Consider the following 15,414-nt stretch of genomic DNA (forward strand, 5'->3'; position numbering starts at 1 on the left):
TGCTCCTTATAATCACGGTTTAACTTCAATTTCAACGAGGAGGTCGCGACATGAAGACAGGTATTGGTGCAAAGGTTCCCCGCAAAGAAGACGCGCGCCACCTGAACGGGACTGCCCAATTCGTCGGTGATATTAAGATGTCGCACCTGTGGGAGGCCGCATATGTCCGCAGCCCCCTTGCCCATGCAAAGATAAAATCAATCACCAAACCAGAAGGGTTTGAGGACCGGGTGTTTTCGATGGCCGACATGGTCGGGCTTGGACCGATAGCGGCTCAATCAACGCTCCCCACATACAATCAGTCTAATCACTGGCCATTGGCCAAAGATAAGGTCAGGTTTGTAGGCGAATGTATTGTCATGTGCGTGGCGCCCACGCGCGCCGAGGCAGAGGATCTAGCGGAGGCCGTCATTGTGGATCTGGAGCCTCTGCCAGTTCATGTCACGGTCGATACTGCCCTTGCCCCGAACGCCGAAAAGCTCCACGATGAATGGGAAAACAACCTGTTTCTGACAACGCAGTTCGACACCGACCTTACCGAAATCCGCAAAACCGCCGCCGTTGTCGTCGAGCGCGAGTATTCAACGGCACGGCAATGCATGGCTCCAATGGAGGGTAAAGGCGCGCTGGCCTATTGGGACGGCAAAGCAGATCAGCTTGTGATATACACCTCTACACAGGTACCTCATTTAATCCGCACAGGCTTGGCTGAATGTATGGGCCTTGATCAGGGCGAGGTACGAGTCATTGCACCCGATGTCGGCGGAGGCTTTGGTTACAAATGCGTCTTGCAGCCAGAAGAGCTGACAGTGGGGTGGGCTGCCAAACATCTTGGCCGGCCCATCCGCTGGACCGAAGACCGGCGCGAACATCTGACTGCCGGTGCCAATACGCGCGAACACAAATACAAAATGACGGCTTATGCTGATGATACCGGTCGCCTTCTCGGCGTGGATGCCGATATCTGGGTCGATGTCGGCGCCTATTCCGTATGGCCGTTCACCGCCTGCCTCGAGGCTGCACAAGCAGGAGGCAACCTGCCCGGACCGTATGATCTGGGCGCTTATGCTTGCCGGACCTATTCGGTCGCCACAAACAAGCCGGGATTCACGCCCTACCGCGGCGTAGCGCGCCCTGGCGTCTGTTTCGCGATGGAGCTGACGATTGACGCCATTGCGCGCGCGGTGGGTCGTGATCCGCTTGATGTGCGCCGCCTGAATCTGGTTCCCGGCAGCAAGATGCCTTACACGAACATCACCGGAAAATTCTATGACACCGGTGATTATCCGGAAGCGGCGCGTCAGGCTGCCGAAATGATCGACGCAAAATCTTTTGCGAAACGCAAAGCAGAAGCGGCCAGCACGGGGCGGCATCTGGGGATCGGATTTTCGTCGTTCACAGAACAATCCGCACACGGCACAAAGGTATTCGCGTCCTGGGGGCTTGCGCTCGTGCCAGGCTACGAACAGGCGATGGTGAAACTGGCCCCGACCGGATCGGTCGAAGTCAAGTCAGGCAACCAAACAACAGGGCAAGGCCTCGAGACGACAATCGCGCAAGTGGCCAGTGACTGGCTGTCACTTGATATTTCCAGCATCAAGGTAACGATGGGCGATACGGGCATGACGCCCTATTCAACGGGCGCTTATGCGTCGCGCGGGATGGTGATGGCAGGTGGTGCTGTGTCAAAAGCATCCGAAGAGCTGGCCCGCCGTATTCGGGTACTGGGTGCCCATCTCCTGCAATGCAAAGCGGAAGAAACCGAACTGAAAGACGGTGCCGTCTTCAGAGGCGCAGCGTCGGTCAGCCTGAAACAGATCGCTCAGGCTTGGTATTTGCGGCCAGATCTGTTGCCCGACAATATCGAAACCACCGGAATGGAAGTCACCGAAGGATACAAGCCAACCATTGATACCGGTGTCTTTACGTATGCCACCCATGCCGCCGTCGTCGAAGTCGACATCGAAACCGGCAAGGTCGACATCCTCGATTATGTGATTTTCGAAGATTGCGGAACGCGGGTGAACCCGCTGATCCTTGATGGTCAATCTTATGGGGGTGCCGCGCAGGGGATCGGTACCGCACTTTTTGAAGAGGTGATTTATGACAGCGCGGGCCAGCCGCTGACCTCTACACTGGCGGACTATATCCTTCCGGGCCCTGCGGAATTGCCCAGTTTCCGCCTTGGTCATTCTGAATCGCCTTCGCCCTACTCGCGTCACGGGATCAAGGGCGTCGGCGAAGGAGCCGCAATCGCTCCCAGCGGGGCACTGGTGAACGCGATCAACGATGCGCTCACTCCGTTTGGGGCCGAGATTAACAGCATTCCAGCCACGCCGCACCGCATACTTCAGGCGATATTCGACGCCCGCGATGCCCGCGAAATGTTGGAGGCGGCAGAATGAAACCAGTTCCTTTTTCACACAATATCGCTGACACACTACAGCTCGCCAGCAAGGCACTCAACACTGACGGCAGCAAGATTATCGCAGGCGGTCAATCCATTGGTCCTATGCTCAACCTGCGCCTAGTGCGCCCGACAACCCTGATTGGCGTCACCCGACTGGAAGAGCTGCAAAAAATTCATATAATAGGCGACACTCTGTCCATCGGTGCTGCCGTCACACATGCACGCATCGAAGACGGCATCGATGGTGTCGATCTTCCGCCCATGATGCGCCATGTGGCCCGCAGCATCGCCTACCGCGCCGTCCGGAACAAAGGCACATTGGGCGGGTCACTTGCCCACGCGGATCCCGCGGCCGATTGGGTCACAACAATGACAGCACTTGATGCGCAACTCGTGATCAGGGACGCGCGCGGAAAATCGCGGCGTGAACCGATGGCCAGTTTCATGCGCGGTGCCTATCGGACGGGATTGCAACAGGACGAATGTATCACCGCCGTGGAAATGCCCGTTGCCATGGGACAGGCCTTATGGGGGTACGATAAAATCTGCCGCAAGGTCGGAGAATTTGCAGATGCGATCGGTGCGATCGTGATACACCCAGATTTGAAATATGCCCGCGTCGTCGTTGGTGCGACAGAAGATGCACCGCTACTGCTGCCGGACATGGCCCGCGAAATTGCGCGCACCGCAACCGCTCCTTCACTGGGTGACATCGACAGCACGCTCGCGACATATCTGCCCGGCGCGTCACGCGTGAAAAGACAACTGTTGAAAACCGCCCTGTCGCGCGCCATTGCAAAGGTTATACCATCATGAATGCCACCGTTACGCCTTCTGTCGCCAAACAGCCAGTATCGTTGATAGTGAACAACATGCCCGAGACTGTTCACGTAACTCCGCGCACGACACTGGCGGAAATTCTGCGCGACCATCTGGATCTGACGGGAACACATCTGGGCTGTGAACAGGGTGTATGTGGCGCCTGCACGGTCATGGTGGACGGACGTCCGGAACGCGCGTGCCTGACCTTTGCCGTATCTTGCGAAGGTGCCGCAGTCGAAACTGTCGAAGGATTCAAAGGCGACGATCTGATGGATCGACTACGGGCCGCGTTTCACCGCAATCACGCGCTACAATGCGGGTTTTGCACACCCGGCATGCTCGCAACTGCGCGCGATCTGGTCGAACGGCTCGATACCGCCGACGAAGTGCGCATCCGCAACGAATTGTCAGGAAATTTGTGCCGTTGCACCGGATACGTCGGGATTGTAAACTCCATCATGCAAGTGATCGAAGAAAGGCGCGCATGCGGCCTTCCGTGCACCGGTACGCCGCGCCTTGACCGCGCCCCACCGACAGGATTCGCGCCCTTTGATGCTGACATCTTCAAACAACCGTCAGCCCCCGCCGTGTCATCCGGGACGATGACTGTTGAAAACGGATGGTCTGTCGTCAAACGCGAGGTCGCGATCAACCATTCATCGGATACCGTCTGGGCGCATTTTTCAGATCTGGACGCGGTCGCGGCCTGTCTGCCGGGGGCGAAACTCGCCCAACATGACGACAGCACTTTTGAAGGTCATATCAGCGTCGCCTTTGGCCCCATTGCTGCAAAATTCGAAGGCGAGGGCACCTATAAAACCGACGATAGTACCCGCATCGGCACCGTATCGGGGCGCGGCAAGGATCGCGGCGGCCAATCCGCAGTCGAAGGTGAACTAAGCTATACAGTCCGGCGCGCGCAAGGCAACCCGGATGCGTCCGTCGTGGATGTCGGGTTCCGGTTCCGTATTCAAGGCATTCTTGGCCAGTTTAACCGGCCCGAACTGGTCAACGGTTTTGTCGATTATATTCTGGGCGAGTTTGTCGCCAACTGCGACTCCGTCTTATCGGGGGGCGAATTGCGCTACAACAAAGGCATCAGCGCGTTTACCATGATCCGCGTCATTATCGCTGGCAAACTGCGGGCCTTGTTTCAGCGAAGCTGACTGCCCAACGGTCCCTAACAAAAAAGTGGGCGCGAACGATAATACGTTCGCGCCCACTTTTTTGTTAAAAACAGTCTTTTGTCAGACCGGACTGTTATGTCAGACTGGTAGGACGAGCGCATTATGGACAAGCAGCGTATCATAAATCGCGATGCGTGATTTCAACAAAAGGCTACCGTTGCCCTGTGTCTCAAAAATATCCTGCATCCGTCCGGCCATATGCAGACGCCCCTCGGGCAATTCAGCCAGCACCTCGATCAGGATAAAATTGGTTTCGGACCTGATTGTCCCAGTGTCGTCTATGCCCAAGATACGGGTATTTGTCATAAAGTGGCGCAAATATCGCGGGCCGAACATGGAGGTCTTGGCGATCGCCATCGCACGATCTTTCATCATGTTCTTGCCTTCGCAGTAGACAAGCCCCACAGGAAGCCCGTGATCGTAGTTTTCACGGCTGACGATATTGTAAAATCCGTCTTCCGTGAAAAACTCTGGCCAGTCTTCCAGATCACCGTCGTCAAGTACGGCACAATAGATCGCGTTAAACGCCTCGACTGCGTATCGGGCATCGCGCACGGCGGGGCTCGTGGCACGCTGCAACGCGCCTGTCACGTCTTTCAGTCCGACATCAAGTGACGGTTTTGTTTCGCGGCTCATACGCCCATCTCCTCGCGCCAGTGCTGATAAAGTGCGCGGATCGCAGCCTCTGATATCAGAGTTTCAGATGTGCCAGCGGGCACGTCGGGATCGAGCTGCACCATGTGATTTGCAGGTTTGGCTGAATTCAGCATTCCGTCCTGCACAAACTTTATCGCCTCGTTGTCTTCCAATCCAAGAAAACCCGCAGGGCCCATCAAATTGCCCTGACGCAATCGGTGGCGTATCATTTCTTCGTCATCGTCCTCGTACCCGAACATGGTCCAGATCATAGTAAATTCGTTTGGACCGTTGGGTACTAGCTGGCGCACGCCAAGCGTGTTCATCTCGCGTTGAACAATTAGATTCGGCCAGACAACCTGCATGGTGACAGACCACGGGCTGTCGAATTCTGGCACATAATCCATCAAACGCGGATCCGATAACGTCATACCATCCCGATACGCACGCATCTCTTTCTTGTTTTCGTCCGAAACGCTCTTGTCGCTCTTGGCCGACGCCATGGTCGAATGGCGGCCTTTGGGGTCGCAGATCATGGCAGACTTGTTACCTGCCACCAAAAGCCCAAAGGTCACCAGAAACGTATGCAGCAATGTCGCGTGATACGGATCTTTCAGATTCTCCGGATACAATTTCCAGTTGCCCATAATAGTATGACGGTAATGACCGAACAGCTTTAGCTTACGACCCGAAAACACGGCGTCAAAGTCTGTCAGCATGGCCTCGCCCATGTAATCCTCGAAACTTTCCATGTTGTCGGCAAAAGACGCAAAAATCACACCGCCGCGCTTTGTAACATTCAACTTACGCAACCCGTGATCCGCCGCATTAAAATCGGCTGGCATTCCGCCCTCTCCGTTGGCACCACGGCGAAACGGAACACCCGCCAGATTGCCTTTCAGATCATAGCTCCATTCGTGGTAAGGGCAGACAAATTCGGTACTGTTACCACGCAGCTCACGGCAAAATTCAGCGGCACGATGCGAACAACGGTTTTCAAAAACATGGACTTCGCCATCTTCGTCCCGTGACACAACAACTGGGGTCGGCCCGACATATGACCGCACGAAATCACCTGTGTTCGGCACTTCACACTCGAGCGCCACATAGTTCCAAGTTGGCCCCTGGAAAATACGCTCGACTTCACGGTCATAGACATCCTGATTGGTATAGACCCAATCAGGCACGCGGGTCAGCCCTTCGGCTGGCCAGACAAACCGGCTCTCAAATGATTGTTGCTTCATGTCATCCTCCTCGTTGTCGCCCGCTTCGGACCCACCGGTCGCAAGCGGCTGTCCATTCGCCATCAAAGACCTTGCTGCACGCAACGCAGACGGATCACCGAAATCTATGACGCATTTGACCCTGCCAATTGCGTCCTGACCCAAAAAGACCGGCGCCTTGTCACCGTCGCGGCGCACAACAGCCATGTCGGGGTCAGTCTGTCCGTAAATCTGGATCGTCGCACCGAACAGATCAGACCAGAACCACGGCGCATCTTCGGCAACGGGACTGTGTCTGGTGATATGCCGGGCAACGCGTTCTGCGCTTAACCGCGCATTCTGCCAGCTTTCCATACGTTGGAACGGTCCGCCGGGGCGCTCCTGACGGACAGCAACATCACCCACAGCGTAAACGCCCGCAAGGTTTGTACGGTTGGCCACATCGACTAGTATCCCACCTTTGTCATGGGTTTTGATGTCAGCGTCCGACGCCAAATCGTCGTTGGGGATTGCCCCAATTCCGGCGATGATGACATCCGCATCAATCAAACGGCCGTCGCCCAATCCCACACCCTTGTCACTGACATTCGTGATGCGCGCACCCAGTTCAATAGAAACGCCGTGCTGCTTGGCAATTCCGGCCAGATAATCGGCGGGTGCCGCGGGCAAAAGACGGGTCATCAAGCGTGGTTGTGCTTCAATCACTGTCGCTTTCGCGCCCAACTTTCGCGCAGCAGAGGCCAGCTCGAGCCCGATGAAACCGCCGCCGATGACGGCAACGCTTTGCGCAGTTTTCAACGCAGCGCCAAGATGTTCGGCGTCGTGCAAATCGCGCAAATAATGTATGCGCGTGTCATCAGACCCGCTAACGACAAGTTTACGAGGGCGCGCACCAGTAGCAAGGACCAGAATGTCATAGGAAATAGTTTCGCCATTCGACAAACGAACCGTTTTGTCGTTAGAATAGATGGCGGAAACACTTACACCCAGCATCATTTTCACCTGCAACTCCGCGGCCTGACCTGCCTGAAAGACATACGCATCTTCAATCGTCGTCACACCAGCCAGCAGTTCCTTTGACAGCGGCGGGCGTTCATATGGCATATGTGCCTCAGACCCTATTAGAACGATACGACCACCAAAGCCGTGTTTACGCACCGCAATCACCGTCTCGGCACCCGCCTGCCCAGCCCCGATCACGACAAGCGTGCGATCATCCGATCCAATGACATGCGCGGTCGTGACCGCTTCCTCTAGTTGTTGCGCGGGCGTGTTGATATCCACCCATACAAATCCATCTTCTTGTTTAACTGCATAGGTTGCGATGTCCTTGGAAACCGGCGCGCTAAGTGCTTTGCCGGACCGGATGTCGAACAGGCCTTGGTGCAAGGGACATTCGATGCAGCCACCTTCAACGTGGCCATCTGTTAGATAGGCAAAAGCATGCGTACAGATATTGCCTGTTGCATAAACTTCGCCGTCAACAGCCCATAACGCGATTCGTAGCCCGTCAACCTCTGTGGCGATCGCACCCTGCTCCAAAACCTGCCTAGTCTCAAGCGTCTTGAACCAGTCCATATTACACCCCGTTCATTTCGGCCAAAGTCGGCATACCAAAAAGGCGTGCTGCATTATCATGGCAAATTTTTCTGCGTGTTGCCTCTTCGATCGGCGCGGTTTCTATGAAATCCACTGCAAGACCGGTGTCCTCATATGGATAATCCACAGAGAACATGACCGCATCCGCGCCCATTTCGCCAATCGCGCCAAGGATTGACGGATGTGAACAAACGCCCGATGTGGTGATCAATATATTGGAGCCGAAATATGCCGATGGCGCACGGTCAAGCGATACACCCATCGGATAGGCGCCAAAGCGGCTATCATACCGCCAACGCAAAAACGGCAGCGCTTCACCCATATGGCCAAGGACAAGTTTAACGTCCGGAAAGCGGTCAAAAACTCCTCCGAAGAGTATACGCAAAGCGTGCGAGCCTGTCTCAACGCCCCACCCCCATGTTGCGCCCTGTAGCACTGGCATACCGCCAAGAACATGCGGCGTGACGTAAGCATTTGATGGGTGAAGGTAGAATGGCACGCCAAGTCTTTCAACCTCGGCCCAAAACGGGTCGTAGTCTGTCCCTTCGTAATAGGTGCCATGCGTGTGACTATTAACAAGGCACCCTTGCAATCCAAGTTCGTTCACAGCGCGGTTAAGTTCTTTTGCAGCAGCCTCGGGATCGTGCATCGGCAAGGTCGCAAGCCCACCCAAACGATCAGGTCGTTTTGAGATTTTTTCAGCAATAAAGTCATTGGCACCCATCGCCGCATTGACTGCATTTTCTATGGCTTCACCCTGTGTTCCGGGCCCCGTCAGCGACATAATCGAACGAGTAATTCCACCGCGATCCATCAATTCGATACGTTCACCATCAAAATCGCCAAGACGGCGCATCAGGATTTCAGCCTGATCCTGCGGAATCAATTTCAGAAAAGCCTCTGAATGCTTCTCAAATCCCGGCGCCATAAAATGCTCTTCAAACGTTATCTTGGGTGTCATGGGAATCTCCTGTTAAAGACTATATGAAGTATACTTCCTTTATAAGTCGAAGCAACTGCACCGTGTTCTAATCAAAGGTCGCATACCGGTCATTTTCTAAATACTGGCGCCCTACGGATCAAAGCCCGTTAAGATAGGACAGCACGTCAGCTGATTGGATAACGTCTCCGTATTTCTGATCGATGTCATACAATGCAGCTTCATGTGGCGGTGCGGCACGGTCTGCACAAGCATCTGCCACGACAAGGACATTGAACCCGCTTTGAACAGCATCCACAGCCGACGCCCGGACACATCCCGAAGTCGTCGCACCTGTTAGGATCGTGGTATCAATACCGACGCCCGCCAAATGCGCTGCTAGGTTGGTGCCAAAAAACGCCGAAGCCCCTTTTTTGACCACCACCGCATCATCAGGCAACCGGTGTAACCGCGCGTCAATCTCGACAAGGTGGCTACCTTCGACCAGCGCTTTCATGCCCTGCGCTTTCCGAAGCCAAGCAAGGGTATCCACCTCGGCAGTGTTGAATGCAATAACGGAGAAAATCACCGGAACCGACTTTTCGCGCGCAACCGCAATCAGGCTGTTTGTGACGACAATCTGCGCGTCGGCATCAGACGCCGTGGGATAGCGCGGATCGGTAAAACCATAGCTGAAATCAATAACGACCAACGCTGGCTTAGAACCACGTTGAACACGCACCCCGAAACCTGCGTCTTCATAAACTTTTTTCTGGCTCATGTTACCCTGCCCGACCCTAGCACCGCTCCATCTGCATTTCCTTCACCACAAGATCACCGTCAATTACGATCGGCTCGTCATCAAGAAACAGAGAACAATTGCGCATCGGAATGTCGAGGTGACATGCCGTGTCGTTAGACCCGCCCAACTCATTATTCGGACCGGTCGAAAACATCACGTTGCCGTAGAAACTGCGCGGCTCCATTCCCATGCCACCGGGAAATTCACCTGGCGTCATGCGATGCCATTTCGCATCGGGGTTCATGCCCCATCCTACATGGCTCATGCCCTTGCCGCGCTCGTCGTTAAACCCGTCCATGTAAGATTGTACAAGCTGGCAATCCAGCCCACCCCTCATGTCAGTGATGAACCCTTTTTCGATGGTATAGGTGATCGGGTCGCGGACATACATGTTTTGCGGCAACAACACATCACCCGGTGCGACAACAATCTGGCCGTCAACACCGTCATCATCTCCGCCCGTAAACACAAAACCCGAAGGCCAGTGATCCCAACGGCCCGCCTCGTCGGTACAGGCGTATTCCGCAACAGTCGGATAGGTATTCAGCTTGTAGGTCACATCAGTGCCATGCGGCGATGTAATGCGCATCACCTTGGCTTTCGTCAGATATTCAGCACCGATTTCGACCTTCTCGCGCAGTTCCTTGGATGGCAACATCCGCGCCAGAAGCTCGGGCGGCTCAACCGCCGTAAGTATCCGCGTGCCTGCGTCCTGAATGGCGAACTGTTCCGGCGAAAACAGAAGGAACACGCAATCAATCAACATATCACATGCCTTTAGCGCGTCCACCGCGTCAGGCATGGCGGCAAGGCCGGTTACGCCGACATTCCAGCCGCCGATCGCAGATGGCGCCGGAAGGCGCATATGATACATCGACGCCCCAAGTTGTGCGCCCGCAGCCATAAACGCATTGGCATAATCCAGCCGTTCGTTGCCCTGGGTCAGCACAATAAGTTTTTCGCCTTCATGTACGCCAGACATCTTCAACTGATGCAGGCAAATCTGTGTAAAACTCTCTTGATCCATATCGAAAATCCTCTTTTCTACGCGTCTTCGCTGAAATTCATAACGGCGTCCAAAAATCCCTCAAGGTTGTCCCAAGGGATCATATGGCCCGCGTCTTGCACAACTTTCACCTCGATGTGCGGGGCAAGGCTTTGTATTTCGGTAATGTCGTCTTCGCCAATCACCGGCGCATTACCAGCTTTCAGCAGACGCATCGGCAATTTGATATGCGGCAGGTCGGCATGAATATCGTCGGTGTGAAAACCGTCATACGCTGTCTTGATTGCATCAAGCTGGCAGGTGTGAAGCCATTCCGCCCGCAACCCGACCTGATCATTAGTCCACGTCGGACAGAAAGCCCGCATTTCTTCGGCAGAACAGCCTTTAGTCGCGGCAATAATCGAATCTTCATACCACTGCCATTTAGCAGGATATGCGCGCCTACTAGGTCCGCTGACCGGAGGATCTACAAGGATTAGACCTGACATCGCGTCGCTATTCTTGCGCGCAGCACGAATTGCATTTCGTGCCCCCATTGAGTGCCCAAGGATGACCGGCCTGTCCATATCGCCAGCATCAATAACGCCAAGCGCATCCTCTGCCATTGCATCAAGTGAATAATTAAGATCACCAGCCTGACTTAGACCACGACCCCGCACGTCAAGCACATGAACATCAAACTTTTCGGCCAGCCGCTCTGCGACAAAACCCCATGTAATCGCAGGCGATGTAATTCCGGGAATAAGCAGCATCTGGGGGCCTTCACCTGCATAATGCAACAGGTGTTGGCGGATACCGTTTGCGTGAAGATTATATCCACGTGCCATGTTACGATCCTTTAATATTTGCCCGAAAGCAGCGCGCCACCACCGGGTACCAACGTATCCAGATCAAGCGCCTTCAGCATCGCCCATGTCGTCGCAATCGCCGCCGTTACAACGGGCTTACCGGTCGCCGCTTCAGCCTCGGGAACCGCACGCAGCGATGGCATTTGCACGCAAGCCGACAACACAACGGCATCAACATCACTAGTGTCCATGCCAGCAACAATACCTGGCAGGTTCATCGGATCATGCGCGGCAACTGCAAGATTGTCCTGAATTTCCAGCGCCTTCCACGTTGTGACTTCGATGCCTTCAGCGCGGATGTATTCAACAACCATTTCGGTCAGCGGCTTCATATAGGGTGCGACTACAGCGACCTTTTTGGCCCCCATTGCGTGCAGCCCATCGACGAGTGCGCCCGCAGACGTGATGACAGGCGCCTCGGCCGCATTGTCCTTTGTTACCTGACCCAGACGCTCTGCAGATTTACGGTGATATCCGTGGCCCATCGACATGATTGCAACCAGACAGGCGTAACCCAATACATCGACGCGCGCGTCGCTCAGTTCGAGCGCACAACGGTCACTGTCACCGTCCATAGCCTTCAATTCTTCTTCTGTGACTTTTTTCATACGCATACGACTGGAATGGAATGTGAATGTTTCGGGGTGGACCTGTCCACGCGCACGCAAAAGCGCCGGAATTTCTGTTTCCATCGTTACGTTGGAACTAGGGACAATCTGTCCTACGCGATAACTTCTCATGATCATTCTCCAATATGGACGTTAATCATGTATTAATTCAAACTTCGATTAATAACAAGCCAACATTTTCCTACAGCAGTTTGTCTTTCGTGGTTCAAAGCAATGGGGTGTTCTCAGGCGCGGTCATTCCCGCGCTCAGGAAAATCACAAGATTATCGAGTACTTCGGTCTTGTCCACTTTACCAAGCTGGTTGTCCGTCAGGTCATTCAGCCGGTCCACGTCATTCAGCATGAACAAATATGCACCAATCAAAAACGCCATACGCAATCCAACGGTAGGTTTGGAAAGCTCAGGAAGGGCGTCAGAAATGGCACTGATGTAACGTTTGGCAGATTGGTCGTAAACCTCGCGGCGCAATCGCAACGCATGCTCTTCCGGTTCAGCATGTAAACGGGCTTGCAGCTTGACAAATGCCGCGCCGGACTCGCTGCTATATTTCATATCCCATTGGGGCGTAAGGTAGGCACGCACAAGCTCTTCGACCGATGGAGCGGCCGGCTGTGCAAGCAATGCGTCAAGCAGCCCTTCACGGCGCCGCCCGATATGTTTTCCACGACGCAGAAACACCTGATCAAAAAGATGTTGCTTGGATTGAAAATAATAGTTAATCAAGGCCTGATTGACATTTGACTTGCTTGCGATGTCACGCATACGGCTTCCGTTATAGCCGTGTTCAGAGAAAACCTGTTCCGCACTATCCAGAATGGCGACCCGTAGATCTTTATCACCCGCAGGGCGTCCCGGACGCCGCTGCTTTGATTTCGGTTTGCTGGAATCAATATTTCTGGTCATCATCTATTGATGCCCCGCGATAAAGAGTTTGTCGAGTTCCAACTCCGGATCATTGCTTCGATGAAAGCGACTCTTGATTCCGGTCTAATCGGCCAGCTCACGTAACGATGAGGGAGGGTAGATCATGTGGTTTTCATATTCTTCGGTTTCGGTTTGGGCAAGGGCGCCGGGAACGGAGTCCCCAAATTGCTCAAGCGCCTGGCGCGCTTCTGCGGGTGTTTTGTTGCCGAGCGACGAGTGCGGCCTGACGTAGTTATAGTCGTATCGCCATAGGGCCAGCTTGCCCCTTCGATCGTCCAGACTGCCAAACAACTCCTCGATCAGGAGTTCATCGCGCAGGCTGCCATTGAAGCTTTCGATGAAGGCGTTGGGGCTTGCCCGGGTCGATGTAGTGCTAGTCGACATTGTTTTCGTTGGCTTATTTCAGGATCGACGAGCTGGTGAACTCCGTCCTTACCCGAATAGCGCCGGGCTTACCGCGCCACTCGATGATGCGGCTCAGGCTGCAAATGACCCGTTCTGCGGGCAATGAGAAGTCCACCTCGATCCCCAGCCCTTCTCGGTTGAAGTCGTCCAGCACATTCAGCAGCCGAAAGGTACGGCCGTCGCCGAGGCGATCCGCCATGAAGGCCATCGACCAGGTCACATTGGGCGCGTCTGGCACCGCCAGGACATCAGGCTTCTCCCGTTTCAGCCGCTTTCAGGGCTTGTTCCGCAGGTTGAGTTCCAGCTCGCAATAGATTCGATAGAAGCGTTTGTGGTTCCAAGGATGCCCCTTGACGTTGCGCAGATGCCGGAAACACAGGCCAAATCCCCATGCCTTTCGCGCATCGGTCAGCCCGGTCAGCAGATCGGCGATCACCTCGTTCTCGGCCTTCAGCCTCAGGCTGTAACGGTAACAAGTCTCACTGACCCCAACAGGAGGCATCAGTCTCTCCCTACGTTGAAAGCGCGGCGCATCGCGCTGCGGGGGACCAGCCCGAGACCCTCTGGGCGCGAGCTATGCGGGCGCGCCGCAGCATCCATGTTCCGCTCTGTTCTGGCACGAGCAGGGCCGCACTCGCCGTTACACACCGGAAATTGTCACCTGGCTGCTTGTTGACGTCATTCGGCGCGCCGGGTTGAAGCCTCTGCAAGGGCGCACCGGGCCACGCGTTCATGATCTGCGCCACTCGATGGTCGTGAACCGTATTCTGCAGTGGTACCAAACGGGCATCAATCCACACGATAGACTGCCGTTCCTCGCGACTTACCTCGGGCATCGGGATATCAACTCCACCCTGGTCTACATCACCGTCACGCAGGATCTGCTGCATCTCGCCAACGAGCGGTTCAGGGCCGTGGGCGCACCATGCCTCAATCTTGGGTGGGAGGTGAGGTCATGAGCAAGACCAACCCGTTCCCGAACCTGATGCGCGCGTTCTTCTACGAATGGCTTGTTGAGCAGCGTAACGCGTCCATCCATACGGTCCGATCCTACCGCGACACCTGGCGGCTGTTCCTGCGGTTCGTTGCGCAGCGCGCGGAAAAGAAGGTTGCGATGATCACGCTGACCGATCTGACTGCCAGCGAAGTTGCTGCGTTCCTGAGGCACACTGAACACGAGCGCGGAGGTACGATCGGCACGCGCAACTGCCGGCTTGCCGCGATCCGCAGCTTCTTCAACTTCGTGGCGACGAGAGAACCCGCATCAATCGCTCAATGCGTGGAAATCCTCAACATCCCGGTCAAGCGTGCGCCGATATCCGAACCCTGTTATATGGAACCGGCGGAAGTGGCAGCAATCCTTGCCCAGCCAGATCGCTCGACCGTTGAGGGCCTGCGCGATCACGCGCTGCTCTCGTTCCTTTACAACAGCGGGGCGCGAATACAGGAAGCGCTCGATCTGTGCCCAGAGATGATCCGCTTCGATAGTCCAGGTTGCGTGCGCCTGACAGGCAAGGGCCGCAAGGAACGCATCTGCCCGCTCTGGCCGGAAACTGTGATGCTGTTGAAAAAGCTGCTGGAGCGAAAACCACGAGCACCGAACCAGCGGCTGTTCATGAACCGTTATGGCGAACCGCTCAGCGCCTCGGGCGTCCGGTTCAAACTTGCGGGCTATGTGAAAGCGGCGGCCGGAATCGAGCCATCGTTGCACAACAAGCATGTGACGCCGCACAGCTTCCGCCACGCTACCGCCGTCCACCTCGTCTCGGCCGGTGTCGACGTCACGGTCATTCGCAGCTGGCTTGGGCATGTGAGCCTCGACACCACCAACCATTACGCGAAGGCGAACCTGGAAACGAAGCGAAAGGCACTGGAACAGGTCAGTCCTCTGGCAACAGCGGTTCATCCGCCATCATGGAAGCGGGGTGCAAGCCTGCTCGCCTGGCTCGATACGCTCTGAAATAATGCGGAGGAATGTGGGACGAAAACGCTGACAATCAGCC

At 55.2% G+C, this 15,414-nt stretch carries 12 protein-coding genes and 1 pseudogene; 4 read left to right on the forward strand and 9 right to left on the reverse strand.

The features are described 5' to 3' along the window. The first annotated feature begins 50 nt into the window (after positions 1–50). Genes C7964_RS17775 through C7964_RS17785 form a run of 3 tightly spaced genes read left to right on the forward strand, consistent with a single transcriptional unit; the run spans position 51 to position 4,398 of the window. Positions 51–2,405 carry a xanthine dehydrogenase family protein molybdopterin-binding subunit gene (locus tag C7964_RS17775; RefSeq protein WP_087210596.1) on the forward strand — a complete coding sequence of 785 codons (2,355 nt, stop codon included), beginning with the start codon at positions 51–53 and terminating at the stop codon, positions 2,403–2,405. Next, positions 2,402–3,226 (forward strand): FAD binding domain-containing protein, encoded by an 825-nt coding sequence (locus C7964_RS17780; RefSeq protein ID WP_087210599.1) that lies wholly within the window; start codon positions 2,402–2,404, stop codon positions 3,224–3,226. The genes C7964_RS17775 and C7964_RS17780 overlap by 4 nt, the downstream gene beginning before the upstream one ends. Continuing rightward, the gene (locus tag C7964_RS17785) at positions 3,223–4,398 is read left to right on the forward strand and encodes a 2Fe-2S iron-sulfur cluster-binding protein (RefSeq protein ID WP_087210602.1); all 1,176 of its coding nucleotides are present in this window, start codon (positions 3,223–3,225) and stop codon (positions 4,396–4,398) included. Before C7964_RS17780 ends, C7964_RS17785 begins: the two co-directional genes overlap by 4 nt. 99 nt (positions 4,399–4,497) lie before the next feature. On the opposite strand, the gene C7964_RS17790 is transcribed toward C7964_RS17785, so the two are convergent. The 9 genes and pseudogenes from C7964_RS17790 to C7964_RS20175 form a co-directional block, all read right to left on the reverse strand. Then, the gene (locus C7964_RS17790) at positions 4,498–5,055 is read right to left on the reverse strand and encodes an aromatic-ring-hydroxylating dioxygenase subunit beta (protein WP_087210605.1); all 558 of its coding nucleotides are present in this window, start codon (positions 5,053–5,055) and stop codon (positions 4,498–4,500) included. Next, complete coding sequence (locus tag C7964_RS17795; RefSeq protein WP_110280943.1) at positions 5,052–7,856, reverse strand: FAD-dependent oxidoreductase; 2,805 nt, start codon at positions 7,854–7,856, stop codon at positions 5,052–5,054. Before C7964_RS17795 ends, C7964_RS17790 begins: the two co-directional genes overlap by 4 nt. 1 nt (position 7,857) lies before the next feature. Next, the gene (locus C7964_RS17800; protein ID WP_087210612.1) at positions 7,858–8,838 is read right to left on the reverse strand and encodes an amidohydrolase family protein; all 981 of its coding nucleotides are present in this window, start codon (positions 8,836–8,838) and stop codon (positions 7,858–7,860) included. 118 nt (positions 8,839–8,956) lie between these two features. Next, entirely contained in the window at positions 8,957–9,577 is a 621-nt protein-coding gene (locus C7964_RS17805; protein ID WP_087210615.1) for an isochorismatase family protein, read from the reverse strand. Positions 9,578–9,593: 16 nt separating this feature from the next. Continuing rightward, positions 9,594–10,625, reverse strand: a complete 1,032-nt coding sequence (locus C7964_RS17810; protein ID WP_087210618.1) for a 2,5-dihydroxypyridine 5,6-dioxygenase NicX family protein — start codon at positions 10,623–10,625, stop codon at positions 9,594–9,596. Between the two features lie 17 nt (positions 10,626–10,642). Further along, a complete protein-coding gene (locus tag C7964_RS17815) occupies positions 10,643–11,431 on the reverse strand; it encodes an alpha/beta fold hydrolase (RefSeq protein WP_087210621.1) in 789 nt (262 codons plus the stop codon). An 11-nt stretch (positions 11,432–11,442) separates the two neighbouring features. Continuing rightward, positions 11,443–12,192 (reverse strand): maleate cis-trans isomerase family protein, encoded by a 750-nt coding sequence (locus tag C7964_RS17820; RefSeq protein WP_502693577.1) that lies wholly within the window; start codon positions 12,190–12,192, stop codon positions 11,443–11,445. A gap of 94 nt (positions 12,193–12,286) precedes the next feature. After that, on the reverse strand, positions 12,287–12,988 hold the full coding sequence (locus C7964_RS17825; protein ID WP_286164042.1) for a TetR/AcrR family transcriptional regulator: 702 nt from the start codon (positions 12,986–12,988) through the stop codon (positions 12,287–12,289). 207 nt (positions 12,989–13,195) lie between these two features. Further along, positions 13,196–13,901, reverse strand: a pseudogene (locus C7964_RS20175) (integrase core domain-containing protein); the annotation flags it as partial. A gap of 465 nt (positions 13,902–14,366) precedes the next feature. Here C7964_RS20175 and C7964_RS17840 point away from each other — a divergent pair. After that, positions 14,367–15,371 (forward strand): tyrosine-type recombinase/integrase, encoded by a 1,005-nt coding sequence (locus C7964_RS17840; RefSeq protein ID WP_110280946.1) that lies wholly within the window; start codon positions 14,367–14,369, stop codon positions 15,369–15,371. Positions 15,372–15,414: the final 43 nt, after the last annotated feature.

Source organism: Loktanella sp. PT4BL, from assembly GCF_003201935.1.
In the GTDB taxonomy this organism is placed as follows: domain Bacteria; phylum Pseudomonadota; class Alphaproteobacteria; order Rhodobacterales; family Rhodobacteraceae; genus Yoonia.